Genomic DNA, 26,477 nt, shown 5'->3' with positions numbered 1-26,477 from the left:
TGTAATACTATTAAGCATATCAGAGAACCTGAAACAAGAAAAAATTATTTAACAATCAGACGGTAATACTTCTTCTTACCTTTGCGGATCAGTACGCCTCCATCTTCTGTAAACAGTTCCGGTGTCAGGGCAAATTCTGCATCTTCCACAGCCGCGTTGTTCAGGTACAGTCCCCGCTGGGCAATCATCTGCCTGGCTTCCCGCTTGCTGCTGAACACCTTCTGTGCTGTCAGTACATCAACCAGCTTCGCAGTTTTATCTGCTTCTGCAATTTCCAGCGTCGGTACATGTTCCAGATTCGCGCCACCGCCAAACAGGGCTTCCGTGGCTTTCACCGCTTTGTCCGCTTCTTCCTGGCCGTGGATCAGCTTGGTCACTTCATAAGCCAGCACTTTTTTCGCTTCATTGATCTTTTCATCCTTATATGCACCCAAACGGCGTACTTCTTCCATAGGCAGGAACGTTAACAGGGCCAGACATTTTTCTACGTCAGCATCGTCCACGTTGCGCCAGTACTGGTAGAAATCGTATGGAGAACACTTTTCCGGATCCAGCCACAGGGCACCTTTTTCCGTCTTGCCCATCTTGCGGCCGTCACTGGTAGTGAGCAGCTTACAAGTAATGCAGAACGCAGGTTTCTGGTCCTTGCGGCGGATCAGCTCCACGCCGGCCAGCATATTGGACCACTGGTCGTCGCCGCCCATTTCCAATACGCAGTTATAGTTTTTATGCAGCGTATAAAAATCATACGCCTGCATAATCATATAATTGAATTCAAAAAAGGTCAGGCCCTTGTCCCATCGTTTCTTATAACACTCTGCCGCCAGCATGTGGTTGACAGTAAAATGGGTTCCCACTTCCCGCAGCAGGTTCACATAATTCAGGCTCAGCAACCAGTCACCGTTGTTCACCATCAGCGCCTTGCCATCGGAAAAATCAATGAACTTGCTCATCTGCTTCTTGAAGCATTCGATATTATGGTTAATAAATTCCGGCGTCAGCATCTTACGCATGTCATCCTTACCGCTGGGGTCGCCGATCATACCAGTGCCACCGCCCAGCAGGGCGATAGGACGGTGCCCGGCCCGCTGCATATGAGCCATAGCCATCAGTGCAATAAAGTGACCTACATGCAGACTGTCTGCCGTGGGATCAAAACCAATATAGAACGTGACTTTTTCCTTTTCCAGCATCTCACGGATCTCTTCTTCATGAGAAACCTGCGCAATAAAACCACGTTCCTGTAATACATCAAAAACCGACATTGATCTTACTTCCTCCTGAAACTTTAACCAAAAATTTGAACACACCCCACAGCACAGGGGAGTGTCCATGCGTAGATACAAATCTCAATTGTATCCGTAGTTATAAGTATATAATATTGTAACTCATTTTCCTTATTACTGCAAGGAATGTTTTCTTGACGCGGCCGCCGGAATTACATATAATATTCATATGCAAAAAAAACGTATTGCATAAGTAAGTGTGAAAAAGCAAGATGAAGATACAGGAGGATGTTAAAATGAGACCCGATTTAGTTGTTCCGGGCGAGAATGAAGAGAATTTTGTCGTGGCCCGCGATGCACGTGTTGTAACCGTACCCTTTTCCCCGATTGAAAAGAGGTTTGCCAAAGAAAAGCCCCAGCTGATGCCAGGTTTAAAGGCATTACGCGAAGAATTGGGCGATGCTGAGTTTGAACGGCTGATCACCCGTATCCACAATATCAATGTGTCCGGAGAACGCTGTCTGATCGTTGCGGAGAGCGAACTGCATCGCACCTTTATTTTACGGGATGCACTGCCTGCCATTTCCAAGGCGTTTAACGTAAGCAATATCCGCGTAGTAACCCAGGGATAAAACTATTTTTATTTTCCAGTTGACAAATCGTAATGAATCATCTATAATAAGCATGTTGTCGGGGCGTGGCGCAGTTTGGTAGCGCGCTTGTTTCGGGTACAAGAGGCCGTGAGTTCGAATCTCGCCGCCCCGACCAAAATTAAACACTCAGGAACCGCATGGTTGTGCGGTTCCTTTTATTTTTCCCCAAATAAAAAACTTTAGTTTGCGAAAGTGAAAAAAGGCAAAATCGCGATTTTTTTGCCCCACGAAAATTAATGTATTTACATTATTCGTGATATTGAACGAAATAAAATGACTAAACTGAACAAAATCAGTACATTAAACAATTAATTCAGCCCTGTATTATTTTAACATATACTTTGCGGTGCCTCGGCCTGTCATACTCGCAGAAATAGATTCCCTGCCAGGTTCCCAAAACGAGCATGCAGATTCCGTCTTTCACACTTCAGCCAGTCTCTCACCGCAGCAGCATTGATGCGCCGGTCGTTCCACTGTCAGACTGATGCCGGAGATACAGGAAGGCAGCGCATCGTAACCGGTATGTATCATCCAATACTTCTTCCCGCCTTCCGTAAAGGCAACAGCATATGAGGAATTGCCTGCATGGTTCTGCAGGTACACATCCGCGCCCGCCCGGTCATCCACAAACTCTTTCTTTTTATCGAAATACACGTTTGCGGCTATGGCTTCCACTACAGCTGTCGACAGGCAGCCCGTATGGCCGGACGGGAACTTCTCAGCCAGATCAGCCTTTACCACCGCGCGGACATACTCACAAACCGTACTTTCATCTGTTTCATACGGGTACACGGACTTGACCGTCTCATGTACCCTGCTTTCATCGTCCAGCATGCTATAACTCCTTACTCATTTTTGCTCATATCAACTTTTTCAAAGCGCCATTTCTGTTTCACGTCCGGATATTTCCCGTGATCCACTTCACTCATAAACATATCCAGCGGGCGTACGCAATCGGAATAGTCACCATACAGATGTTTATACACAACATGGGGTTCCCCGGTTTCGGAATGGCTCGCAACGGTAATGATAAGGTACAGTTTCCCTTTGAAATGACGGTACACTTCGTTAGGTTTTGGAACAGGTCTTTCCTCAATCATTTCTTCACATCTTTCTGTTACACATATATTAATTCCTTTTATCCATGGCCTCTTTCCATGCCATGTATTCGTTCTTATCCAGTTCTACAGCAAAACGCCAGCCATTGTTCAGTTCACAGAGAACCACATGTTTTTCCTGCGCAGGGTTTCCACTCAGTGCAGCACCGATGATCCCCCACACCGGGCCACCCGCAAGATACCCAGCCAATGCGCCAGTTGCCGTCCGATTGGGGGAAGAATGGATCTCGGCACTTACCTCTTCATATTTTACAATAGATTTCGCGATATCCATCTCTTGGACCTGCAACGTATCAAGTTTGTAATCGTAGTACTGTATATCAAAACCCGATGAGAAAAAATGCTGGGATATGCCTGTAATCTCAACAGTTGGATCTTCGATCCCGCCTAAATATTTCGCCATGGTACCTCCTTGATGTCAGATTGCCACATCAATCTTGGCGCTTACGCCTACTCCCTGAACACGCGTGCAATGAGAGGGGTCCACCGAATCTACCGGTATCAGCGCTTGTACCCGGAACGTCCGGTTCATGAAATCCCCTTCGAGTGCCAACGCACCTTTACATTTATCCACCATGGCCCGTGGTCCGCTGATCTGCGCCGCCCCTACGTAACCTTTGCTTCCAACCGCAATAATAGGCACTACTTTAGTTGCATATGAATCAGAAACAGGGTATTTCGCAGTCAGCTTGTTGATAAAGGTATTCAGTTCATTTCCATACCTGTCTACCAACCAGACAATACCGCCTGTTTTGACCGCTTTGCCTAATCCGCCCAATATGCCTCCTGCGTCTGCCTTTGGAACAGATACCATATTGCCTGCCATAAAACCTACAATTGTTGCAATAATGATTGCCTTATTCCCTTTCAACATCGTTTTCACCTCCGATAATTCCTACCTGATCATTCTACGATTATTGTATTGGTTTCCTTTAAACAATACTTTATATATTTATTATATCAAAAATAAATAACCTATAAACAGTCCTCTCGGTTTATTTTTTCTGTTTTTATGAAGTCCCCCCGGACGGTTTTACATTATTCTGGATTTTAGCTTATTGTTTATCAAATTACTTCCCCCAATTATCTTGTTGTTTCATTTTTCCTTATTGTATTACCGCGGTTCGGCCTGGAAATCGGGGAAATATATACAAATTTAACGATAAATGTATTGGCTTATTGACCTTTCAATAATATAATTGGTTAAAGACCGGAGATGTTAAAATGCCAACGTTAACAAGTGCAATTATAAATACGGTACCGATAACACAATTCAGCCGAGGTTTCGCGAGTAAAATCTTTAAAATTCAAGAAAGGCGGTGCCCTGTTTTGAAAATTTATAATCTGAAGTGCCCTAACTGCGGTGCTACGCTGGCAACAGACGTAAAGAACAATTATGCCCGTTGCGAATACTGCGGTAACGAGTTTTATATATCCGAAGATACAGAGAACGAAGCGAATCAAGCTGACCTCAGCAATGAGGGAGACGCTGACAAATATAAAGCAAAGCCGTTGCCGGGACAAGTTTCCGGGAAAGCCTCCGCCGATCCGGAAAAGCGCAAAAAATCCCGCGTCAGGGATTTTGTTATCATCTTCGTTTTTGTGATTATTGGAACTGCCCTTTCCCTGCTCCTGGACAAGGAAAAACCGCAGGATATCGTTCCCAAAACGGACCTGCACCGTTTTTTCACGGAACTGCGTCTGGACTGTACGCCGCAAAGCATAGAAAAATTAACACAAAAACACAAATTGCACTTTTTCCGGACGGAGAAGGCAGTCAATGCCACTTCTTCCAATATCCTGTATTACAAAGTTGCCAAAACCATGGAGACCGCGCTGGATAAACAGGGCGAACACGGTGAAACGGTAGAAATCGAATTCGATTCGGAAAAGAAAAATACGTTCCGGCTTGCCGTCTATTCCGACCCAGATCACATCGTCGGCCGCGCTCTTCTCTTTAACTATGGAACCTATTACAGCCTTTCCGCTGATAACGCAAATGCGAAAAACCTGACAGGATATTATTATTACAATAACTCACTGCGCAGTGCCGCCGGTGAACAAAAAACGCATCCGCCCTATCTGAAATGTGCCGATGCAACGGAAGCGCTTAAAATGATTTATACGTATAAAAAATAAGCCAAGGTACCAGACGGACATACACATGATCCATTTTCCCCCATCGGAAAAAGCTACCACGCATACGCAAAAAGCAGCCAGCGATTCATTTCGACCGGCTGCTTTTCTATGCCCACCAGGAGTTACTCTTCCTTCAATACCCGCATGGTCTCCTCATAATCTTCCCGTGCTTCCGGGAAAAAAACTGTCGTGCAGTAGCAATGAGGCATACCCGGCGCCATTTTCAAATGATGCGGAACCCCCGCTTTGGCCAGCATTTCATCATAAGCTTCTGCTTTGGCAGAAAGAACTTCCGAAGTTCCGTAATAAATCCATGTTTCAGGAAAGTTTGAAAAATCCGCACCGTCACAGCTCTGCATCCATTTCGGCACCGTTGTGTTGCCGTGAGCCAGTAATGGCTGTATCGTTTTCATGTACTGCGCAGACAACATTACGTCCCGGCTGTTCAACTCCTGCATCTTCGTCCACTCTTTTTCTGTAGAAGGTATTCCTCCCGGGGATATAAGCACCATTTTTTTCGGCATGGGCAGGGAGCTTTTCCTTTCATTCAGGTAGGCTCCTAACAGTAACAACAGCGCCCCGCCGGATGAATATCCGTACCAGCGCACGTCTTCGTATTCCCGGGACATGGCAGTATACACTTCGTACAGCATACGGACGCTGTCCCGTATGGTATACTCATCACACAGCGGATAATAGGGAAACCACACATCCGCCCCTGTATTGGCCGCCATCTTTTTGGCAAAGCCTATAAACATCCGGGGCGGCGCCAGCAGTAACCCCCCTCCGTACACACACAGGACAGCCCGTTTCGATTGCTCTTTATGACAGATTGCCAGACAATGGAACTCGGCGGAACATCCGCTCAACGCATCTGCTGCCCCGTCCAGATTATCAACGCGCACCTTTTTATCACGATAAACAAATTTTCCGTCACCCGGGATAAAAAACTTGTTCAGTTTATTGCGCCGGTGTATCTGTTTCAGCATCCTGTCCTTTGGCAGTCCTGTAATCCGCTTGCTTCCCGAAAGCCGAACCAGAAATTTTGTGATTATAAACTGTATGCTCATGAAACCGTTACTTCCGTCGTGCCTTTGATTACTTTTTCCATCTTATCGTTAAAGCAAAGTACCTGCATCCGCACCTGCAACTTATTTTCCTCTTCTTGCACCGGCACGACCTTCATTACTTTTGCCTCCGCCGTAACAGACTCGCCAGGACGTACCGGCTCCATAAAGCTTACTTCTATCACGCCGCTTTCTATCCAGTCTTTGCCGAACGTACGGACCATCAGTTCCTGAATAAACGCCAGACTTAGCATACCATGAGCAATAGTGCCGCCATACCTCGTAGTTTTGGCAAACTCCGGATCCACATGCAACGGATTGTGATCCTCTGCTGCATCTGCATAACGACTGATCATTCCCTGCGTCACATTTTTTGCAGGCAGTGTATATACATCACCTTTATTGATTACTTTCATACTTCTTTCTCCTATCTACGCCGGTAAAAGAATGGTAATCTCACTTATCACCGCCAGTTCCCCGGCTTCGTTAAAGGCTTTCACTTCCTGAATTACAAATTTTAAGCCACGTTTTTCCAATTTTTCTTTTACCTGTCCCCGGAGGGTCAGTGTTTCTCCCCAATGTAACGGTTTCAGATAACGAAACCCCTGCTTGGCATGAACGGTTCCGTCTTCCAGCTTTTCACCGGTCAGCGCTTCCCAACGGGTGTAGACTGCCGCATATGCAGGCGGCACCAGCCGTTTCTCCGTATACAGCAGCGTATCGTCATTCACTGTAGCCAGATATGCTTTTACCGCTTCTTCCTTGATGGTAAATTTCTTCTCAGGATAAGGCACTCCTACTTGTACTTCTGAAAATTTCATACTCATCACCTTCTCTTAGACCGAATCCCTTCCCTGTTTTATCTGTTCTTTTTCCCGTTCTTCCATATGTTTTTTTACATCCCCGGCAAAATCCACTGCAGCCTCAAGGCCTGCCTGCAGCCCTTCCCGGATCTGGCGGCCTGTCTCTGCCAAGGCGCTCATAAGATCTTCAATCTGATGTGATTCGGAGATCCCTGTTTTGCACCAGATGGCAAAATGCTCGCAGTTGTTTGTCCACAGGCTGTACTGCGTCTCCCCGATCCGTTCCCGGGCGCGGATCACCGTTTCTTCCGGCGTATACAGATGATAATTGCTGATCTTCAGTACATCCCACAATGTCTGCGCATTTTCCGGATGGGCAAACTTTTTCCGGAACTCCGCAAACGGAATCTCTTCCGTAGGACGCCCGTACACCTTTGGGAATTCACAGACACTGTAAACCAGGCTTCCATTCAGAAATTCTGCCATCGGCGCCTGATGAATGCAAATCTTGTAATGATCGGAAGGATCGATATCGTAATGAATTACCTTATCGTTGCCCACATAGATGCCGTAATGTTCAAAGCCGATGCGGTGAACACAGATCACATCGCCATATTCCGGTTCTTCCAGCAGACCCGGATCTGTTTCCAGATCCAGCGCCTGACGCACATTACTGGACAACTTATTAGCCGCCACAAAGATCGGATTGATCCGGCTTCCGATTTCGCTGCGGATTTCATTCAGTTTGTTTTCTATTCTGTTTTCTATATTATCAGGCAGTCGTTCATCAGATTCCTGCCCGTCTTTCATTCCGTCTGTTTCGTTTATGTCAAGCACGGATTTATCAAACTCCGCCATATTTTTACTATTACCTTTCATTTTGAAACTTTCTGATTCCGTCAGTCGGTCAGCCGGTTACTGTCTTGCGCTTCCTGACAATAGTTCTTCACTATGTAATTCACTGCTTTTTTCTGAAATAAATCCACAAACCTCCTAAAATAAAGAGCATTCCCAGCCCCTGCTGCAGCGTAATATTTTCACCGAAGATCAGGAACGCAAAGATAATCGTTCCCACGGGTTCACCTAAAATCCCCATGGTGACAGCGGTAGCCGGCAGATACTTCAGCAACAGGTTAAACACGCATTGCCCGCCTACGGTGGCAAACAGGGCAAGGCCCCAAAAACATCCCCATGTCTGGAAAGAGTAGCCGGTAAACGGCTGCCCCGTAACCAGTACATATGCGGCAAGACACAGGGTACTGGCTGAATAGCAGACCGTCGTATAAGGCAGCACATCCATTTCTTTTCGCAACAGCTGACCAAAAAGGAAATGCAGACTGATCACACCGGCAGATGCAAAAGAAAGCATGTCGCCCCAAAACGCCGCACCGCTGACCCGGAAATCACCCCAGCCAATGATAACGGAACCGGCGATTGCCAGAAACACGCCCATCATTCCCTGCCGGGTAACTTTTTCATGAAGTAACAGCCCGCCCCATAAAATGGCAAACAAAGGCTGCAGGGACACCAGCACGGTAGAGCTGGCAACCGACGTATACCGCAGTGATTCAAACCACATCACCCAGTGTATGGCTAAAAGAGCGCCGGATACAACAGCCAGCCTGAGTTGCCGTCTGTTAAGCTGAAGCATCTGTTCCCATTCCTTTTTCCGACACAGTAAGGCCGGAACCAGAAAACATAACGTAAACAGCAGACGGTAGAACGCAATGATTCCGGAAGGCGCTTCCGCTAATTTAACAAAGATGGCAGAGGTAGACAGGAACAGTACGCCTAACCCCAGTGAACCGTACAGAAAAAACGTTGATTGCATCGCTCACTTATTTTCCGTCAGCAAAATTGGTAAACACGTCTGCCTCTACTTTGGGAAGACCGTATTTTTCTTTTGCGTCAGCTATGGCTTTGATCATGAACGCCATATTCCGCGCCAGATTGCGCATGCACTGCAGACCTTCCAGATCCTTTTTCACATCTTCCGCCGTAAAGCCGTGCACCTGGTTCCAATAGGTGCTGGTCGCAATGGGCATGCCGCTGATGGAAAAGTATTTGTTCAAAACATCAAAGGATGCCGTATTGCCGCCTCGTCTGGCGCTGACCACAGCCGCGCCTACCTTCATATGTTTGGGAAAAGATGTGCTGAACATCAGCCGGTCCATAAACGACAACAGAGTTCCGTTGGGGGAAGCATAATACACCGGACTGCCAATAACCAGGCCGTCCGCTTCCTTCAGTTTGAGCGCCGCCTCATTCACAGGATCATTATTGAAAACACACTTGCCGTGTTCCCGGCAATATCCGCAGGCAACGCATCCGCGGATATCTTTATTGCCTACATGGATCAGTTCCGTTTCAATTCCTTCTTCTTTAAACGTGCGAATCATTTCGTCCAGCGCAGTAGCAGTACATTCGTTTGCCCGCGGGCTCCCGTTGATCAGTAAAACTTTTGCCACGATGTTCCTCCTGATATTTTTTCTAAATTATAAAGATTTATTTACAAATGGTCGATGGAGCCGCGAATGTGGGTGTATACCACTTTGGCCCCGGTCAGCGGCACAACAATCGGCTCCAGCTCACGCAGATCTTCCACGCGCCAGCCTTCGTTGCGCTCTTCCAGCAATTGCAGTGCTTCCTCCAGGGTTTCCGCTTCTACAATCGCCAGCGCGTCCAGATAGAATTCGTTCACCACGCAGGGTTCGTTGATCATGCTGTGGCTGTGATACGTCTTGTTATGACGCCAGATGAATAAGTTCACAGTGCGGCCTCCTTGTACTGAAACGATCGATACTACTTGTCCATAGCATTTGCAGTTTCCAGGCAGTTCCTGCAACATTCTTATACAGAGCGCAAGTTAATGCAGATCTATCCTATAAACGTTACCGGATTTCCCTTTCGCTCTACAACACGCCGAAGCGGCAGACTGTCCTGCGAATCAGGATAACCTAACGCCATACTTACGTACACCGTTTCCCCGTCCTGCATTCCCAGCGTTTTTAAATATGACACCATGACAGGATTCTCATTCAGCCAGTTGATCTGGTTGATCCAGCAGCTCCCCAGATCCAATGCGTTGGCCATCAGCATCATGTTCTCCACTGCGCAGCTGCAATCCGCCATGTTGTTTCCATAGCCGATGCGGTTAGCGGTCAGCACCAGTACCGGTGCGTTGTAATGAAACACATACGTTCCCTTCTTGCTGAGTTTGATAGCTGTTGCCAGCGACGCATAGGTGTCCGGCGTCAGCTCCATCTTGGCGAATTCCTCCCGGGCGATACGGGCCAGTTCTGCCAGCACGGTCTTATCCTGAATCACAAGGAAATGTGTAGTCTGGTTATTGCCGCCGCTGGGCGCAAACCTTCCTGCCTCAATGACCTGCTCCAGTTTTTCCCTTTCTACGGGTTTCTGTAAAAATTTACGCGTACTGTGGCGGGTTTTTATCAATGTCAATGCGTCCATACGTCCCCCCTTTTCTTCAAACATTTCATTCCGTCCATTTCAAAAGCTTTTAATGTATCTTTCTTCTATACATTCTATTATACACTACAAAAATAAAAAATAATAATACTATGCAGCATATTTTTTGAAAAGAAAATCCCGATTCACTGAACCGGGATTTTTCTCTGCACTTTCATTTTGAATTATCTATTGTAAATCAGTGTTACATTGCGTCTTTATGCTTTTATTTTGTAAACTTCGCCAGATCTTCGGGAATCTTCATGCCCAGTTTTTCAGCCTGTGCTTTATTAATGCTGGGGGTAAATTCTTTCTGGAAGGCAATCGGCATGTCCTGGGGTTTTGCTTTACCGTTCAGGATATCTGCCGCCATTTCACCGCTGATGACGCCTAACTGGAAGAATTCAATGTTCACACTGGCAGTGGCACCGTTCTTTAACAGAATGGCATCGGCTGCAATCACCGGAACCTTGGCTTCGTTGGTAATGGCTACCAGCGCAGGCGTAGCGGAAGCGATTACGTTATCAGTAGGAACATAGATGAAATCAACGCCTTTGCTTACAAGACCGCGGGCAATCTCCTGAATGTCGTTCACCGTGTTCACACTGCCTTCTTCATATGCAACACCTGCTTTTTTCAAATGATCTTCCGCCATTTTGATCTGCACATAGGAGTTCATTTCACTGGAAGTGAACATCAGCCCAACCTTCTTCGTACCAGGTTTCAGTTTCAGGCCCAGATCCAGCTGCGCAGCTACCGGCGCCATGTCGCTGGTACCCGTCACATTGGTTTCCGGCTTTTTGTCAGACTTCACCAGTTTTGCGCTTTCATAACTGGTAATCGCGCTGCCAACGATGGGAATCGTTTTTGTGGCATTGGCCATGGTCTGTGCAGAAGGCGTTGCAATAGCACAGATTAAATCCACCTTATTATTTACAAATCGCTGCGCAATCGTCTGCAGGTTGGACTGATCCGCCTGGGCATTCTGCACATCGTATTTTACGTTTTTTCCTTCTTCAAAGCCTTTTTTCTTCATGCCCTCGATAAAACCCTTACGGGAGTCATCCAGTGCCTGATGCTCTACCAGCTGTACGATGCCGACATTATATACTTTTGCAGCTTCCTTTTTCGGAGCTTCCGCTTTCTTGTCGCCACCGCCACAGCCTGCCACAGCAAAAGCCATCATGGACAGCAGCATGCCTACTGCCAAAATTTTTTTGCTTTTAAAAAACATTAACATAACCTTCTTTCTTTAATATAGTTACATAAATAAATGATACAAAATCAAATTGCTAAAGTCAACCGGAAATTTAAGAATAAACTACTTTGCGGACGCCTCCCGCATTTTTGCCTGCAGATATACCAGCGCGGCCGGAAGATGCTCCTTAATTACCTCTGCCAGTTCATGCATTTCTTCCGTGGGCTGCTGCATATCCGGAACCATAATGGGATGCATACCGGCCCGGGATGCTGCGCGGATGCCATTGTGAGAATCCTCCAGCACGTAACAGCCGGCAGGGTCAGCCTGCAATGCTTTTGCCGCTGCCAGGAAAATATCCGGTTCCGGCTTGCTCCGCGACACCATGTCCCCACCTAAGACCGCATCAAAATATTGCAGCAGATGCGCTTCTTCCAATTCAATTCTCACAATATCCGAGCGGGTAGAAGAAGCCACCGCCAACGGAATGCCAGCCTTCTGCAGTGCATGTAGTATCTCAACAACACCTGGTTTTAAGGGCAGACGCCCTTCCCCGTACCGCTCGCGGAACAATGCAGTAACTTCCTTTTTATACGTTTCATAGGGAAAATCGTTCCCGTATTTTTCCAGGAACCGCTTCCCCGTCTCTACCCTGTTGTTTCCCTGCACCCGCATGCATATCTCCACAATGTCAGGAATGTTATGTTTTTCGGCAATGACCTTCCAACATTCGATCACCAGCCGTTCCGAATCAAAAATGACGCCGTCCATATCAAAGATGACAGCCTGTACCTGTTTTTCCATGTTAAAAATCCCTTTGACAGTTTACCTGAATTAAGAAAACGCCTGATTAAGCAGTGCTTTCGTAAGATATTATAACACATTCCTGCCAACTGTATCTGTTTTAATGTTATAATAGTTTATCAAAAGCACTGCCCCATCCCACAAAAGACGGACACAATCCATGGTCCAAAGGAGAAATAAATATAATGAAGACGTTACAACGCATATGTTTATGCGGAATGGCAACCGGAATGCTCCTGTTCCTTCCCTTTCATCAAATCTATGCCGACAGTCCAGCCCTGAAATCTTCACCGGCAGCTAATACGAATTTTGCCACTCCGGCTTCGCAGCCTGTACCGCCAGCTCATGCGGCAGCCCCCCTGCAGGAAGAAATGCAATACCGCACCGCGTCCCAACTGGCAGAAGAAGAGAACCTGATGGCTATTTTATGGGTGCAGCGTTCCGCTGAATTCCGCGGTTTATGCTACCAGGCCTACAACCTGGCGGCCATGGAAACAGAAAAAGCCATTGCACAGCGCAACAAAAAGGAAAATGCATTGCGAAAAGCTGAAAAAAAGCAAAACGACACGGCACAATCCGACAGCATGAAGGCAAGCGGACCGGAACGCAACATGACAGAAAAAATCCCAGAAAAGAAGAAGGTACAGCAGGAACCTCTCCTTCCTCTGGCTGTCGTTCTGGATATCGACGATACCATTGTCTGCCATGCGCTCCTGCAGGCATATTACACCGAACATCCCGAAGCCAAAGCTGATTACAATGCATGGGAACAGTGGATCGCACAACACAAAACGCTCCTGCCCGGTGCCAGAGAATTTCTGCAATACGCGGACCAACACGGTGTACAGATTTTCTACGTTACAGGCCGCGGTCCTAAGGACAGATCCGTCACATCACGCTTTTTGCAGAAAGCAGGTCTCCCCTTTACGGATGAAACTCACCTGCTTATGAACGACCGCAGCGGCAGCAAAATGAACCACTTTGCAAAACTGGCGCGCCGTTACGATATCATCTGTTACCTGGGCGATAATGCCGGTGATTTTCCCATCAGCGCAATAAGGGAAGAAAACAGTATCATCTACAAGAAGAAAGCCGACGACAACAGAACCGACAGCAAAACCAGGGCAAGCGAAAACAGAACAGAACCAGGCAACGCGATTCGCACAGATTGCAGCGCCGCCAATCAATCTGAAACAGAAACCGGAAAACGCAAAACGGAAATGCCGCTGGACATCCCGGCCATGCTGAAACATGATAAAAACCCGGTACGCAATAAGACAGTAGATATACACAGAGAATCTTTTGGTACAAAATTTATCCTGCTGCCCAACCCCATGTACGGCGACTGGGAATACAACCTGGCGCAAAACTATCGCAGACTGCCCGCAGAACAGCGGATTGCTTTGCGAAAAGCTGCATTGAAATGTTTTACGTATATTCCACACACAGAACCATAGTCATTCCCGGTGCAGTTTCAGTTCCTATGCGTATATGGTAAAAGCCATGAAAAAATAATCCCCTGAAGCCTTAGCATGATAGTTATGCAGACTTCAGGGGCGTTTTTATTTATATAACATCTTTCTTACTTAAAAAACCCGTATAAAATTGTAATGCCGAAAAAACGATTGCGTTACCCTGCGGCTCCGAATGCTATGCGTCAGTCAAACGTAACACCTTTTACAGCAGGATTTTTCGTAGTCGTCAGGTTATGGGTACTGGGGAGAACAACGTTACGCAGAAGGACAGGTTCAAAACCGACCTTGAAAATAACTATGTTGCAGCCCTGCTGCGTATACTCAACTTCCACAACGCCCTTATCACTGGTCATACCGCCCATACTGCTTTTACTGATCACATGGCATTTCCCGTTTTCAATGCGATACTCAATGCCCGGTCCGATATAAGCACTGGCGTACTGAAGAGGCGCGCCGTCACAAGTTACAGTAATCGTAGCTTTCCCACCCTGTTTCACCGGTGCGGCAGGATTAACCTTTCCGGCAGAAGGCTTTTCGGTCTTTACAACCGGTTTTCCCTTTAATACGTTCCCGACATTAAACCCTGCCTCTGCAGACATCGGCAGTGCAATGGACAGCGCACAGAAAACAGCTATCAGCACAGAGAATTTCTTCATGATTTTCATCTCCTTTTTTCCCTTACGGTATTTTGGTAACTGTAATCTACTAAATGAGATGAAGAAATCTTCTCTCATTTCCTAAGATTATTATACCATCCGTTCCGTTTTCTGTATAGAAAAAAGATGTCAGCTTCCCGCTGGCATCTTCACTGTATGTTAACCTGTAAAAAATCAGGTGTCACTCTGGTGGAGGTGGAGGGAGTCGAACCCTCGTCCGAACATATTGTCATACAACTTTCTCCGAGCGCAGACAGCATACTTTATTTCGCTCCGGCACCGCCTGCCGACCGGCTGTACCTTCACTAGTTCGTAAGTTTTAATCCGGAGCTACGAACCTTGCTCTCAGACGATCCCGCCAAGTGACGTTCTTACCGCTCCTGCGGGAGCCGGATTGGCAGAACGGGTTGCTTTAATTAAGCAGCCAGTGCTAATTCGTTATCTGCGTTTAAGTTTAAACGTCCACCGTTTAACGTGCTGATGGAACCACGGCTCGCTTATCGTACACCACCTATACCCGTCGAAGCCTTTACACCCCCGGTTAAAGGCCCCTGCCCATGGCAGGAAAGAGTAACAGCGGAACGCCGGATTTTGATCCGATGCGCCACGCTGTCAGAACAGGCTGCAACTGCAACACTGTTTCCGCAGATTCTGTGCATATGAATTGTAGCACAAGTCAGTTATAAAGTCAATCAAATTAAATACGAATTTTTTATCTTTTTCTTTTTACATTTTTTGGTTTTATTTTTGGATGAATCTTTATTTTACAATTTAAAATCCATATAGTGCCGCATCATTCCAGTGCGAACTCAAGGTTCACGTTCACATCTACGGTCATGATGCCGGGATCCAGCTCTGTTGACGCGGATTCAGCCGCATCCAGACTGGCTGCTTTTGCCATCATCATGTTCCGGTTCAGGGAACGGGTCGCGTTACTGGCTGTATGGAAGCTGGCATGGACCAGATTGCCCAACGTACGTCCGCCTGCCCGGGCAACCACGGCAGCTTTGCTTCTGGCGTTGGACACTGCTTCTTCCAGCAGACGGTTCTCAAACAGGGATCGGTTATTCAGTCCGAATTCCACCCGGTCCACCGTAAAGTTGCAGCCAATGGACCTGTCAATCACCGGGCCCAGTTTTTCCAGGCTTTTGATTTTCACTTTGTAATCCGCCCTGGCAACATAACCGGTCAGTCTGCGTTTGTTCTTTTCGTAACTGTATTCGGGCTGCAGCATATAATGTACCGTCTGGATGTCTTGTCCGGCAATCATCTGTCCCAGCAGAACACGTTTAAACGCTGCCATTTCTTTTGCCAGGTTTTCCCTGGCCGTTTCTGCAACAGCAGCCCGTTTTTCCAGATTTCCGTACAGTATCGCCATGTCCGGTGAAACTTCTGCACTGGCGTTCCCGCTAACAGAAACGCTGTCCCTTTCTGCAGCAAATGCGCCACAGCAGAAACAGGAAAACACTGCCGCCATGACAAATAACAAAACGATAATCCTACGCCTCATACAAACCTCGCTTTCTGCCGCCATACCCTCACCACACAAAGCAAAAATATAAAACCGCAATTCACAAACGGTACGCACCGTTTTACAGCGCGTCAAATCGTCTCCCAGTTTGTTACGTTATGCTTCCGCAATCACTTCAATCTCTACCAGTCCGTCTTTTGGAAGAGCTGCCACTTGCACAGCAGAGCGGGCCGGGCACTCCATTTTGAAAAATTCGGCATACACTGCATTCATCGCTGCAAAGTCTTTCATGTCTTTTAAAAAGACAGTAACCTTCACCACTTTTTTCAGACACGAACCCGCAGCTTCCAGCACATTCTTTACATTAACCAGGGACTGGCGGGTCTGTCCCGTCACACCGCCTTCGGCAAACTCCCCGGTCTCCGGAACCAGTCCCAGCTGGCCGGACGCAAATACAAAACCATTTGCCTTAATTCCCTGGGAGTAAGGCCCGATTGCTCCCGGTGCGTTCGCTGTCGCTACGATTGTTCTTGCCATGTTTGTTACCTCCTCGTTACAGAATACAAAAACTTTGTGTCAGATTTATGGAAGTTTCCTTTTTCTTTTTACTTCGTTGTTTATATTATATCACACCCGGCGCACAGGTATTTCAAATTGCATAAAACTTCATCTGTTTTTATAGAAACGCTTCTTCTTTCTCTGCATTTTATGATATAATTATATTTACAGTATTTCCATACCCGTTTTATATTTTTTGCAACACACTGCGCCGTCCCAACAGCGGCAGAACGGAGAGTATTTTATGAAAACCATTGGCATTATGGGGGGCATGGGTCCCATGGCAACCGTTGACCTGATGCAGAAGGTCATCGTAGCAACGAAAGCCATTAAAGATCAGGAACATATCCATACGGTCATCGACAACAATACCAACATCCCGGACCGTTCCGAATGCATCTTCGGCAAAGGGCCGAGCCCGGTACCGGAAATGGTAAAATCAGCGGAACGTCTCACCGCCATGGGCGCGGACGTGATCATCATCGGCTGCAACACGGCCCATTTCTTTTTGCCGGAAGTGCAGAAACTGGTGAAGACACCGTTCATCAACATGATTGAGGAAACAGCAAAATTCTGCGCCGGGGAGGGCTACCGCACCCTGGGGCTTTTAGCCTCGGCGGGCACCTGCGCCTCCGGCATTTACAAAAAGGAATTTGAAAAGCTGGGCATGACCCTGCTTCACCCGGAAGAAGCGGAACAGGAAATCATCCACGAAATGATCTACGACGGCGTAAAGGCTACAAATTACAATTACGATGCCACCCCTGCCCAGAACGTACTGCGTGCCATGGAGCAGCGGGGCGTGGAAGCTTTCATTTTAGGCTGCACCGAAGTACCGGTTGCGGTACAGATGTACAAGTTGCAGGGCTGCTTTGTAGACGCCACGGAAGTGTTGGCGGAAAAAGCCGTGGCCTGGGCCGGCGGCGAAGTGATCAGCAGCCTGCCGCATAAAGAGAAATAACATTGTAACGAATTATCATGGATTCATACACTCAGTATTTAATTATCTGCCCGCTGTTATTTCTGGGCGGGTTCGTGGACTCTATCGCCGGAGGAGGCGGCCTCATTACCCTTCCCGCTTACCTTCTGGCAGGCCTGCCCCCTCATCTGGCACTGGGTACTAATAAATTCAGCTCCGCCATGGGCACCACCATTTCTACGGCGCGGCTGGCCCTGAACGGGTTCATCAAGCTGCGCCCGGCACTGATCTGTATTGCAGGCGCCTTTATCGGCTCCTCCATCGGGTCGCGGCTGGCGCTCTTACTCAGCGATGAAATTTTTAACAAACTGCTGATTGTCGTGCTGCCCATTGCCGCTTTTTACGTAATGCGCAACAAAGGGCTCAGCGAAGACCCCAGCTCCTACGTAGACAAGACGGACAACAAAACGCCGCTGCGCATCGCCGTCATTGCGTTTTTCATCGGCGGTTACGACGGATTTTACGGTCCCGGGGCCGGAACCTTCCTGCTGCTGGCGTTAACCGGCTGGGCCATGCTGGACGTGCGCAACGCCGCCGGACTGACAAAGGCTGCCAACCTGACTTCCAACATCGCCGCGCTGATCACTTTCATCCTCAGCAGTAACGTTGACTATCAGTTGGGACTGGCCGGTGCCGTATGCAACATCGCCGGCGCGTACATCGGGGCCGGCATGGTACTCACCAAAGCGAATAAAATCGTCAAACCGCTGATTATCGTAGTGCTGGTGTTGTTGTTTATCAAAATTATTACAAAATAAATTCCGGGAGATGACTCATCATGGCAAACTGTAATCACGACTGCGGAAGCTGCAGCGCCAGCTGTGGCGAACGGCAGGATCCGGCCTCCTTCAAAAAGCCGGCCCATAAAGAAAGTCATATTAAAAAAGTAATCGGTATCGTCAGCGGCAAAGGCGGCGTAGGCAAATCCATGGTCACGTCCCTTTTGGCCATGGCGCTGCGTCGCGCGGGCAAACAGGTGGCTATTCTGGACGCGGACGTAACAGGCCCTTCCATTCCCAAAACCTTTGGCCTCCACGGACAGGCGTTGATGAATGACCGGGGAATATTCCCAACGGAAACCCGTATGGGCATCAAGGTCATGTCCATCAATTTGTTGTTACAAAATGAAACGGACCCCGTCGTCTGGCGAGGTCCGGTTATTGCCGGCGCCATCCAGCAGTTCTGGACTGACGTCATCTACGGCGATGTAGATTTTATGTTAGTGGACATGCCTCCGGGAACCGGAGACGTGCCTCTCACCGTATTCCAGACCATGCCAGTGGATGGCATCATCGTCGTGGCCTCCCCTCAGGAGCTGGTTGGCATGATCGTGGAAAAAGCATGCAACATGGCCAAGATGATGGATATTCCGGTTCTTTCCATCGTGGAAAACTTCAGTTATTTCAAATGCCCGGACTGCGGCAAAGAGCATTCTCTTTTTGGCAAAAGCCGGTTGGACGAAACCGCTGCCGCCCACGGCGTCACCTGCCAGGACAGGCTGCCGGTCGACCCCGCGCTGGCCGAAGCAGTAGATAACGGAAAACTGGAAGAAGCCAACGTGCCTGCCCTGCCGCAAACGACAGAGCTTCTCTTAAAGATGCTATAATGAAAAAAACAAGTGCGCAGGGTTGAGCAAACACGTACGGTTTTGTGAAATCCTGTGCACTTGCTTTTTATTTTTAGATTTTTAGTTTTATATTCCTTTCTTCCCTGCCGCCGATAGCATATCGTGCTTCAGCGTCCACAGCTTTTTGGACAGGTCCACATTGTACTTGTGGGGATTTTCAAACCGTTTCACTTCGTCCCACAGACCGGCCACTTCCTTCGCGCAGTATTCCTGCAGCTCTTTCAGGCCCGGTTGCTTGTACACCAGCTTGCCCTTTTTGAAAACAGGTACCTGCAGTTCCCGGATCGTAAAGTCTTGCAGCGTCCGCTGTTTCCAGGTGGCTTCCGGATCAAAGATGGTATGGGGCAGCGCTTCGGACACAATTTCATCGCGCAGGCAGATTTCATCCGCGATAGCCTTGCCCGTTTTCTTATCGTAAAAACGGTACACCTTTTTAAAACCGGGGTTGGTAATCTTGGCGGTGTTCTCAGAAATTTTGATTTTGGGAACGATAGTCCCGTCATCCTTTTCTACCGCCACCAGTTTATATACGCCGCCGAACACCGGGCTGCTCTTGCTGGTGATCAGGCGCTCGCCTACGCCGAAGGAGTCGATTTTCGCACCCTGCTGCAGCAGGTCCCGGATCAGATATTCATCCAGCGAATTGGAAACCACAATTTTAGCATCGGCCAGTCCCGCTTCATCCAACATGAGGCGGGCTTTTTTCGTTAAATAGGCCAGGTCTCCGGAATCTAGCCGGATGCCGAAGTTGCCAAACTTTCTTCCTGTAGCCAGGTATTCTTTAAATACTTTAATCGCATTGGGAATGCCGCTCTTCAACGTATTGTAAGTATCTACCAGCAGCACTGCGTTGTTGGGATAGGTTTCTGCGTAAAACTTAAAAGCTTCATATTCCGTATCAAACATCTGCACCCAGGAGTGGGCCATGGTACCCGCTGCCGGAACGCTGTACAGCGCATCCGTCAGTGTACAGGCCGTGGCAACGCAGCCGCCGATATAAGCAGCCCGGGCTCCGATCACTGCGCCGGAGACACCCTGGGCCCGGCGGGAACCGAATTCCATCACCGGCCGGCCCGCAGCTGCCCGCACGATGCGGTTTGCTTTGGTAGCAATACAGGACTGGTGGTTGATGCACAGCAGAATGAACGTTTCCATCAGCTGCGCTTCCGCCGCCGGCGCTTTTACCGTAATAATGGGCTCATAGGGAAAGACCGGCGTGCCTTCCGGCACCGCGTAGATATCTCCCGTAAATTTAAACTTACGCAGATAGTTCAGAAACTTTTCATCAAAGATGCCCTTACTGCGCAAAAACGCAATATCCGCATCACTGAAATGCAGATTCTTTACATATTCAATGATGTCCGTCAGCCCACAGGCAATTGCAAAGCCCCCGTTATCGGGAACACTGCGGTAAAACACATCAAAATAAGTTTGTTTTTTATAAAATCCGTTCAGGAAATATCCGTTCCCCATTGTCAGTTCATAAAAGTCTGTCAACAGGGTCAGATTCTGTTCAGCAACTGTCGGCATTTTTTCTCCTTCACCTCTTTTAAAATATTTAAACGAAAACGTTACTCTTCAGCCTTTATAATTTCTCCGTCATGCCTGATCTGGGTTGTAATATCCTTCAGGAAGCGTTGCTTCCGTTCTGAAATCACCATACCGCCGGGCTGTCCGTTTTCCTGCAGCTCTTCCGCTTCCGGAATAAAATTAACCAACTGGATACCATGGCCGTTGCGAACCAGCATATCTATCACCGCATCCCCTTTATTGCAGAACAGCACCAGGGAACGTCCTTCAAACACTCCTTTTAATGCACCTTCCTCTTTGCGCGTTGCCGCCTTCAACACCGTCATGCGGGTCCTGGCAAAATGCGGGATAATTAAAAAGGCCTGTTCCTTTCCGGCCCGAATAATGCGATAATTCTTAAGTTCTTTCGGAATGACGACCGCATCCAGTTTATCATATACTTTCAGGTTAGCCACAGCGGCCATCACATTCTGATCGGTCATTTCCAGCGTTGCCTTATCGCCGCCCAGCATCGCCTGATAGTCCTGTGCAACTTCGGACATATCGGCATCTGCAGCTAAAACCGGAGAGCTGAACGCCAATAACATCAACAATACTGTCAGAAATTTTTTCATACCTGATTTGCCTCCTTTAAAACAAGGGCTGCGGCGACACACCGCAACCCTGATCGTTGTTTTCCGGTATCCTAAGACATTATTTCTGCACATTAAAACATATTATCTCATCTCCACGGATCGTCTTTCGCAGGGATCCGGATCCCTGCCAGCAATCCCTCGTAATCCCACAAATACCACTCGCCGGTGGACGGTTTCAACCGCATCGTAATAAAGCGCGGATTGTCCGCTCCGCCGCTCTTCAGCAGCAGACGGGCATAGCCTTCATTCTGGTATGTATAGGGATTCTCAGAAACAGTCAGCGTATACGGCAGGAATGGCGTGTAATTATTGCCGGGATTCGCCCCGTCAAAATACGACCTGGCAGTATACTCTTTTCCACGCAGCTGATCCCGCAGGAACTGTTTGTTGAAATTATTCAGGGGACGGGGACCGCGTAATACGTCCAACATGGCAATGCCGGCTTCTGCGTCTTCCGTGTAACGCACCAGTGCAGCAATAGCATAGGCAGCGGTCTGCTGCGGCGTACTTGCCGGTTTGATCTCTGCTGCCGATTTCGGCAGCGAGTTAAGAACTACTTTTTTGCTTTCCATCGCATTGACCGCCTTCCCTGAAACACATGAAAACAAAAACGTTAAAAGTAAAACGCTTAACAGGAGTTTTTTCATTTTCATGGTAACACCTCTGCTTTACAAATATCTGTCAGATCATTCTTCCGAGAAATCTTCTTTCGGAGCAGCACACAACGGGCAAACCCATTCTGCCGGAACGTCTTCCCAGGCAGTGCCTGCCGCCACGCCGTTGTCCGGATCGCCTTCTGCCGGATCATACACATAACCGCACACGTTACATACATATTTTTTCATTTGCTTACCCCTTTCTGTATTCATCTCTGATACTAATTTTAAACGAAACAACTTGTTAATTGTATTATATCATAGAAATGAACGATGGAAAATGTACTGTTCCGATTTTTACACAACAGATTGCGCTCTTTTCTTTATAATTCTGATTATCCATTTTAGTAGTTACAACATGTAGGCCAGTTTGATAATTTCCTGACGCCGTTCCCGCCACTGGGGATAATACAGATCCATCCGTGTCTTGAACGCTTCGCCATGCCCCTTTTCCCACAGATGGGTCAGTTCATGAATTACGATATAACTCAGATACTCCGGCGGAAGATGTCCCAGATTCAAATTAATGCAGATGCGTCCTGTTCTGATATTACAGGTTCCCCAGCGCGTTTTCATCTTGCGCACGTACCAGCTGGATTCCCGCTTGCCCACTAACGAACCGCAGCCCTGGAAGATAGCAGGTAAAAAAGCTTCCATCTGGCGTTTCAGCCAAAGATCCAGGCATTGTTCCCGCTTTGCTTCATCATAACCGGCAGGACAAGCCAGCAGGAGTTTCGAGTTCTCCAGCTTCACGGAAGCCATGTTATGTTTCAGCAAGGCATCCGCCGCTTCTTCCCCGCACAGTTGCCGCACCATATCCGGATCCGTAAGCACTAACAGTTCGTAAGCCTTGCCCCAGACGTATACCTGCTCCCCGGTCACGTACCGGCGGACCTGCTTCTGCTGCAACTGCCCCAGTTTATTCCGCTGCCGTTGGATCCACACAAGGTTGCTGCCGATAAAACGCTCCACCTCGTCCATCGTCGTGTGATACGGCGCTGTCACAAACACTCTCGCATCCGGCGCCTTCAGCCGCAAATACATACGACGGATTCGTTTATACTGCAGCAGATATTCAATTTCACCGATTTGATGTTCTTCTACTTCACTAGGCTTGAGTCTCAATGCTTTACCGGTCCTGTCTGAACCTTTCCCTGCAATATGTCCTGCATTTGTTTTGCTTATTTTCCCCGCTGTGCCCTGTCTGTTTTTACCGTTCTTACAACCTGACTACAGTTTATTCCGTTCCTTGATCACCCGCTGCATTTCCCGTTTTGCATCCCTGTCCGCCATGTCGCGGCGTTTGTCATAAATCTTCTTGCCGGTACAAAGCGCCAGTTCCATTTTCACAAACCCCCGCTTGAAATACAGCTTCAGGGGAATCAGGGAATAACCTTTTTCCTTCACTTTACCCAACAGCCTGTCGATCTCCCTGCGGTGCATCAGCAAACGCCGGGTACGCAACGGGTCGTGATTATTGTAATTACCGAAATCGTAGGGACTGATATGCATGTTCATCACCACCAGCTCCCCTTGTTTGGTGATCCGCACAAAACTGTCTTTTAAATTCACCTTGCCGGCCCGCAGCGACTTCACTTCCGTGCCGACCAGCTCCATACCGGCTTCCATGGCTTCCACAATGTTGTAATCGTGGCGGGCTTTCCGGTTTTCCGTAATGATTTTTATTTTTGTTTCCGTCATGGTATCTCCTGAAAAGCAACGTCAATATATACTAAAATCCTGCTGTCGGTAAAAGAATTCGCCAAAACCTCAATAATTCCTTCATCTGCGTCTCCGTTTTTTCTTATTAGTACTGTTCGCATATTTGTTGCCGCCGATGCCGCCCTTGCCCCGTTTGGCATAGGGGCGCATCACCCCGTTGACCTGCTCGTGGCTTCCGTGACGACGCTTGTTCTTTTTGCGTCCGCTGCCGGTAGCCTGGGCTTCGTCCTGGCGGATTTCTTCCAATAATACGGCCACGCTGCTGTGTCCGGATTTATATGTTTTCCCGGTTCCGTCTGTTTTTTGTCCCGCGCTTCCTCCGTATTTTTTCATTTTACCGCTTCCACGGCGGGCGATTCCGCCCCGCTGGGTTCTGCCATGATCGCCGGACCCGCTCAGTTGCGTCTTAATATAGTCGCGCATGGCGTCGTTTTCCCCGGCAATGATGAAATCGATGCTGCGGTCTTCCATGTTCACCTGCAGCACTTCAATCTTCACCGTATCGCCTAACCGGTAGGTGTTGCCGGTGTGGGTTCCCGTCAGGCAATACCGGTCTTCAATAAATTCATAGTAATCGTCCGTCAGGCTGGACATGTGGACAAGACCTTCCACCCCGTTGGGCAGTTCCACAAACATGCCAAAGGATGTTACACCGGAGATGACGCCTTCAAACTCTTCCCCGATATGGTCCAGCATGTATTCGGCTTTCTTTAAATCCACCGTCTCCCGCTCCGCTTCCGCCGCGTTGCGCTCCTGCACGGACGAATGCTCCGCCATACTTTCCAGACGGTCTTCCGAAAGGGCAGCCAGGCTGTGGGTAACATCCGGATCCTTCAGCCAGGCGTGCAATATACGGTGCACCAGCAAATCGGGATACCGTCGGATGGGCGACGTAAAGTGGCAATAATATTCCGCTGCCAGCCCGAAATGCCCGATATTCTCTGTCTGGTACACTGCCTGCCGCATACAGCGCAGGGCCACCGTGTTCACCAGCCGCTCTTCCGGACGTTCCTTCATCTCTGCCAACGCTGCCTGCACATCCTTAGGGCGCACTTCCCCGTTTTTCGGAATCCGCAGCTTCACATTGAAGCTTTGCAGCAGTTTGGCCAGTCCTTCCATCTTGTCTTCCGCCGGTGTCTCATGGACACGGTACACGCAGGGCCACTGCAGCATGGCCAGATGCCGCGCCACGGTTTCGTTGGCCGCCAGCATAAACTCTTCAATGATGGATTCCGGCAGACCATGGATGCGCTGTTTGATTTCCAACGGTTTCCCTGCGTCATCCAGAATCACTTTCTGTTCCGGCAAATCAAACTCAATGGCGCCGCGCCGGGCCCTCTTCTTTTGCAAAATGCGGCACAGTTCCCGCATTTCTTCCAGCATAGGCACGATGTCCGCGTAATCTTCTCTGGTTTTCTTGTCGCCTTCTTCCAGAATGGCACGCACCAGATTATAGCTGAGCCGGTGATGGGAATGGATTACCGCCGGGAAGATTTTGTATTTTGCGACCCGGCCCGTCTCCGCTTCGATTTCCATTTCACAGCTCATGACAAGACGGTCGACCCCTTCGTTCAGGCTGCAGATGCCGTTGCTTAACCGTTGGGGCAGCATGGGCAGTACACGATCCACCAGGTACACGCTGGTCCCGCGTTCCTGCGCCTCCTGATCCAGCAGCGTTTTTGCTTTTACATAATAACTCACATCAGCAATATATACGCCCAACAGGTAACGCCCGTTATCCAGACGACGTACATATACCGCGTCGTCCAAATCTCTGGCGTCTTCGCTGTCTACCGTCACGACAGGATAGTCCCGCCGGTCTTCCCGACCCTGCCAGTCTTTTTCCCGTATCTCATCCGGCACCCGGGCCGCCGCCCGTTTCACGTTATCGGGAAAATCCAGCGGCAGATCGTGCTGCTTGATGATAGACAGAATCTCCAGCCCCGGGTCGCCTACGTAACCCAGCACTTCTACCACCCGGCCTTCCGCGCTGCGGCGTTCCGCGTTATGTTCCTCCGTAGGCCATTCCGTAATTTCCACAACTACTTTCTGATTGTTGGCCGCGCCGCCGAAATTTTTACGCAAAATGTAAATATCGCTGCCGATCCGTTTGTCGTCAGGAATGACAAATGCAAAATCCATTGTGCGCTTGAACACGCCCACGACTCTTATATTAGCTCTTTGGATGATGCGGATGATCTCCCCTTCGGGCCGCCGCCCTGCTGTGTGGCTGTCGATACGGGCCATGACTCTGTCGTTGTTCATGGCGCCGTGCAGCTTGCGGGGCGGGATGAACACATCCGGCTTTGTTCCCTTGTTATCGGGAATGAGAAAACCGAACCCTTTGCTGCTTAACTGGAACCGTCCGGCCACCAGCCCCATCTTTTCCGGCAGGCCGTAGGTATCAAAGCGAGTTTTTACCACATAACCGTCTTTTTCCAGTTCCATGATGGCGTCCCAGAACTCGTGCATAGGCTCTTCCTTGACGGGAATGGCGAAGATCATCTCTTCCGCCGTCATGGGCGCATAGCTTTCCCGCTGCATGAATGCCATAATTTTATCTTTCAGTGAGAGTGTAGTCATAATCAATAATCCTTTTGTTGGTTTTTTGTATTCTCAACTTGTTTTATATTCTTAACTATATATTTGTTTTCTTTGCGGCAAAACGCAGACAAAAGTATGAAACGTAATC

Annotated in this window: 32 protein-coding genes, 1 tRNA gene, 1 other RNA gene and 1 pseudogene; 8 read left to right on the top strand and 27 right to left on the bottom strand. The window is 48.5% G+C overall.

The window, feature by feature from the left end:
• Positions 1-44: 44 nt before the first annotated feature.
• Complete coding sequence (gene tyrS, locus ACZOWY_RS09350) at positions 45-1,265, bottom strand: tyrosine--tRNA ligase (RefSeq protein WP_484396205.1); 1,221 nt, start codon at positions 1,263-1,265, stop codon at positions 45-47.
• 257 nt (positions 1,266-1,522) lie between these two features.
• Between tyrS and ACZOWY_RS09345 the strand changes: the two genes are divergently transcribed.
• Both ACZOWY_RS09345 and ACZOWY_RS09340 read left to right on the top strand, forming a co-directional pair.
• Positions 1,523-1,858, top strand: a complete 336-nt coding sequence (locus ACZOWY_RS09345) for a hypothetical protein (RefSeq protein ID WP_484396203.1) — start codon at positions 1,523-1,525, stop codon at positions 1,856-1,858.
• Positions 1,859-1,917: 59 nt separating this feature from the next.
• A tRNA-Pro gene (locus ACZOWY_RS09340) sits at positions 1,918-1,994 on the top strand.
• 198 nt (positions 1,995-2,192) lie between these two features.
• On the opposite strand, the pseudogene ACZOWY_RS09335 reads toward ACZOWY_RS09340, so the two are convergent.
• The 5 genes and pseudogenes from ACZOWY_RS09335 to ACZOWY_RS09315 form a co-directional block, all read right to left on the bottom strand.
• A pseudogene (locus ACZOWY_RS09335) lies at positions 2,193-2,282 on the bottom strand (YjbQ family protein); the annotation flags it as partial.
• Between the two features lie 17 nt (positions 2,283-2,299).
• Entirely contained in the window at positions 2,300-2,713 is a 414-nt protein-coding gene (locus ACZOWY_RS09330) for a hypothetical protein (RefSeq protein ID WP_484396201.1), read from the bottom strand.
• 11 nt (positions 2,714-2,724) lie between these two features.
• Positions 2,725-2,979: a DUF1653 domain-containing protein gene (locus tag ACZOWY_RS09325; RefSeq protein ID WP_484396199.1), complete on the bottom strand. Its 255-nt coding sequence runs from the start codon at positions 2,977-2,979 to the stop codon at positions 2,725-2,727.
• A 28-nt stretch (positions 2,980-3,007) separates the two neighbouring features.
• Positions 3,008-3,400 (bottom strand): hypothetical protein, encoded by a 393-nt coding sequence (locus ACZOWY_RS09320; RefSeq protein ID WP_484396194.1) that lies wholly within the window; start codon positions 3,398-3,400, stop codon positions 3,008-3,010.
• A 15-nt stretch (positions 3,401-3,415) separates the two neighbouring features.
• On the bottom strand, positions 3,416-3,871 hold the full coding sequence (locus ACZOWY_RS09315; RefSeq protein WP_484396189.1) for a hypothetical protein: 456 nt from the start codon (positions 3,869-3,871) through the stop codon (positions 3,416-3,418).
• A gap of 455 nt (positions 3,872-4,326) precedes the next feature.
• On the opposite strand from ACZOWY_RS09315, the gene ACZOWY_RS09310 reads away from it, so the two are divergent.
• Positions 4,327-5,136: a TFIIB-type zinc ribbon-containing protein gene (locus ACZOWY_RS09310; protein WP_484396185.1), complete on the top strand. Its 810-nt coding sequence runs from the start codon at positions 4,327-4,329 to the stop codon at positions 5,134-5,136.
• A gap of 122 nt (positions 5,137-5,258) precedes the next feature.
• Here ACZOWY_RS09310 and ACZOWY_RS09305 read toward each other — a convergent pair whose 3' ends face one another.
• The 10 genes from ACZOWY_RS09305 to ACZOWY_RS09260 all read right to left on the bottom strand — a co-directional run bounded on the left by ACZOWY_RS09305 (position 5,259) and on the right by ACZOWY_RS09260 (position 12,476).
• Positions 5,259-6,125: an alpha/beta hydrolase gene (locus tag ACZOWY_RS09305; protein ID WP_484396180.1), complete on the bottom strand. Its 867-nt coding sequence runs from the start codon at positions 6,123-6,125 to the stop codon at positions 5,259-5,261.
• A 77-nt stretch (positions 6,126-6,202) separates the two neighbouring features.
• Positions 6,203-6,619, bottom strand: coding sequence for a MaoC family dehydratase (locus ACZOWY_RS09300; RefSeq protein ID WP_484396175.1), 417 nt, complete (start codon positions 6,617-6,619; stop codon positions 6,203-6,205).
• Positions 6,620-6,634: 15 nt separating this feature from the next.
• The gene (locus ACZOWY_RS09295) at positions 6,635-7,024 is read right to left on the bottom strand and encodes a MaoC family dehydratase (protein WP_484396170.1); all 390 of its coding nucleotides are present in this window, start codon (positions 7,022-7,024) and stop codon (positions 6,635-6,637) included.
• Positions 7,025-7,039: 15 nt separating this feature from the next.
• Positions 7,040-7,885 carry a lecithin retinol acyltransferase family protein gene (locus tag ACZOWY_RS09290; RefSeq protein ID WP_484396165.1) on the bottom strand — a complete coding sequence of 282 codons (846 nt, stop codon included), beginning with the start codon at positions 7,883-7,885 and terminating at the stop codon, positions 7,040-7,042.
• Between the two features lie 79 nt (positions 7,886-7,964).
• Entirely contained in the window at positions 7,965-8,837 is an 873-nt protein-coding gene (locus ACZOWY_RS09285) for a DMT family transporter (protein ID WP_484396161.1), read from the bottom strand.
• A gap of 7 nt (positions 8,838-8,844) precedes the next feature.
• Positions 8,845-9,474, bottom strand: a complete 630-nt coding sequence (locus ACZOWY_RS09280) for a flavodoxin family protein (protein ID WP_484396157.1) — start codon at positions 9,472-9,474, stop codon at positions 8,845-8,847.
• Positions 9,475-9,515: 41 nt separating this feature from the next.
• Complete coding sequence (locus tag ACZOWY_RS09275; RefSeq protein WP_484396154.1) at positions 9,516-9,776, bottom strand: hypothetical protein; 261 nt, start codon at positions 9,774-9,776, stop codon at positions 9,516-9,518.
• Positions 9,777-9,883: 107 nt separating this feature from the next.
• The gene (locus ACZOWY_RS09270; RefSeq protein ID WP_484396374.1) at positions 9,884-10,477 is read right to left on the bottom strand and encodes a nitroreductase; all 594 of its coding nucleotides are present in this window, start codon (positions 10,475-10,477) and stop codon (positions 9,884-9,886) included.
• Positions 10,478-10,700: 223 nt separating this feature from the next.
• Positions 10,701-11,708, bottom strand: a complete 1,008-nt coding sequence (locus tag ACZOWY_RS09265) for an ABC transporter substrate binding protein (protein ID WP_484396148.1) — start codon at positions 11,706-11,708, stop codon at positions 10,701-10,703.
• Between the two features lie 87 nt (positions 11,709-11,795).
• Positions 11,796-12,476, bottom strand: a complete 681-nt coding sequence (locus ACZOWY_RS09260) for an HAD family hydrolase (protein ID WP_484396145.1) — start codon at positions 12,474-12,476, stop codon at positions 11,796-11,798.
• A 218-nt stretch (positions 12,477-12,694) separates the two neighbouring features.
• Here ACZOWY_RS09260 and ACZOWY_RS09255 point away from each other — a divergent pair, with 218 nt between their 5' ends.
• Complete coding sequence (locus ACZOWY_RS09255) at positions 12,695-13,933, top strand: 5'-nucleotidase, lipoprotein e(P4) family (RefSeq protein WP_484396143.1); 1,239 nt, start codon at positions 12,695-12,697, stop codon at positions 13,931-13,933.
• A 200-nt stretch (positions 13,934-14,133) separates the two neighbouring features.
• Here ACZOWY_RS09255 and ACZOWY_RS09250 read toward each other — a convergent pair whose 3' ends face one another.
• The 3 genes from ACZOWY_RS09250 to ACZOWY_RS09240 form a co-directional block, all read right to left on the bottom strand.
• Positions 14,134-14,607, bottom strand: coding sequence for a hypothetical protein (locus tag ACZOWY_RS09250; RefSeq protein ID WP_484396139.1), 474 nt, complete (start codon positions 14,605-14,607; stop codon positions 14,134-14,136).
• Between the two features lie 187 nt (positions 14,608-14,794).
• Positions 14,795-15,146: a transfer-messenger RNA gene (gene ssrA, locus ACZOWY_RS09245) on the bottom strand.
• A gap of 254 nt (positions 15,147-15,400) precedes the next feature.
• Positions 15,401-15,985, bottom strand: coding sequence for an SIMPL domain-containing protein (locus ACZOWY_RS09240; protein ID WP_484396136.1), 585 nt, complete (start codon positions 15,983-15,985; stop codon positions 15,401-15,403).
• Between ACZOWY_RS09240 and ACZOWY_RS09235 the strand changes: the two genes are divergently transcribed.
• Positions 15,984-16,169 (top strand): hypothetical protein, encoded by a 186-nt coding sequence (locus ACZOWY_RS09235; protein WP_484396130.1) that lies wholly within the window; start codon positions 15,984-15,986, stop codon positions 16,167-16,169. The genes ACZOWY_RS09240 and ACZOWY_RS09235 overlap by 2 nt on opposite strands.
• A gap of 65 nt (positions 16,170-16,234) precedes the next feature.
• Here ACZOWY_RS09235 and ACZOWY_RS09230 read toward each other — a convergent pair whose 3' ends face one another.
• Positions 16,235-16,615 carry a RidA family protein gene (locus tag ACZOWY_RS09230; RefSeq protein WP_484396125.1) on the bottom strand — a complete coding sequence of 127 codons (381 nt, stop codon included), beginning with the start codon at positions 16,613-16,615 and terminating at the stop codon, positions 16,235-16,237.
• 265 nt (positions 16,616-16,880) lie between these two features.
• Here ACZOWY_RS09230 and cuyB point away from each other — a divergent pair, with 265 nt between their 5' ends.
• Genes cuyB through ACZOWY_RS09215 form a run of 3 tightly spaced genes read left to right on the top strand, consistent with a single transcriptional unit; the run spans position 16,881 to position 19,221 of the window.
• Positions 16,881-17,597: a cysteate racemase gene (gene cuyB, locus ACZOWY_RS09225; RefSeq protein ID WP_484396121.1), complete on the top strand. Its 717-nt coding sequence runs from the start codon at positions 16,881-16,883 to the stop codon at positions 17,595-17,597.
• Positions 17,598-17,614: 17 nt separating this feature from the next.
• Positions 17,615-18,373: a sulfite exporter TauE/SafE family protein gene (locus ACZOWY_RS09220; protein ID WP_484396116.1), complete on the top strand. Its 759-nt coding sequence runs from the start codon at positions 17,615-17,617 to the stop codon at positions 18,371-18,373.
• A gap of 17 nt (positions 18,374-18,390) precedes the next feature.
• Complete coding sequence (locus ACZOWY_RS09215) at positions 18,391-19,221, top strand: P-loop NTPase (protein ID WP_484396370.1); 831 nt, start codon at positions 18,391-18,393, stop codon at positions 19,219-19,221.
• Between the two features lie 87 nt (positions 19,222-19,308).
• Here the strand turns inward: ACZOWY_RS09215 and ACZOWY_RS09210 are convergent, their stop codons facing one another.
• The 7 genes from ACZOWY_RS09210 to rnr form a co-directional block, all read right to left on the bottom strand.
• The gene (locus ACZOWY_RS09210; protein WP_484396112.1) at positions 19,309-20,772 is read right to left on the bottom strand and encodes a nicotinate phosphoribosyltransferase; all 1,464 of its coding nucleotides are present in this window, start codon (positions 20,770-20,772) and stop codon (positions 19,309-19,311) included.
• Positions 20,773-20,813: 41 nt separating this feature from the next.
• Entirely contained in the window at positions 20,814-21,386 is a 573-nt protein-coding gene (locus ACZOWY_RS09205) for a hypothetical protein (protein ID WP_484396110.1), read from the bottom strand.
• A 107-nt stretch (positions 21,387-21,493) separates the two neighbouring features.
• On the bottom strand, positions 21,494-21,979 hold the full coding sequence (locus tag ACZOWY_RS09200) for a DUF6935 domain-containing protein (protein WP_484396107.1): 486 nt from the start codon (positions 21,977-21,979) through the stop codon (positions 21,494-21,496).
• Positions 21,980-22,093: 114 nt separating this feature from the next.
• Positions 22,094-22,252, bottom strand: a complete 159-nt coding sequence (gene rd, locus ACZOWY_RS09195; RefSeq protein ID WP_484396103.1) for a rubredoxin — start codon at positions 22,250-22,252, stop codon at positions 22,094-22,096.
• A gap of 162 nt (positions 22,253-22,414) precedes the next feature.
• A complete protein-coding gene (locus ACZOWY_RS09190; RefSeq protein ID WP_484396099.1) occupies positions 22,415-23,188 on the bottom strand; it encodes a M48 family metallopeptidase in 774 nt (257 codons plus the stop codon).
• Between the two features lie 105 nt (positions 23,189-23,293).
• Positions 23,294-23,764 (bottom strand): SsrA-binding protein SmpB, encoded by a 471-nt coding sequence (smpB, locus tag ACZOWY_RS09185; protein ID WP_484396095.1) that lies wholly within the window; start codon positions 23,762-23,764, stop codon positions 23,294-23,296.
• Positions 23,765-23,845: 81 nt separating this feature from the next.
• The gene (gene rnr, locus ACZOWY_RS09180) at positions 23,846-26,368 is read right to left on the bottom strand and encodes a ribonuclease R (protein WP_484396090.1); all 2,523 of its coding nucleotides are present in this window, start codon (positions 26,366-26,368) and stop codon (positions 23,846-23,848) included.
• Between the last annotated feature and the right edge of the window lie 109 nt (positions 26,369-26,477).

Source organism: Succiniclasticum sp. (genome assembly GCF_056977735.1).
This window is presented reverse-complemented; position numbering and strand designations above follow the sequence as displayed.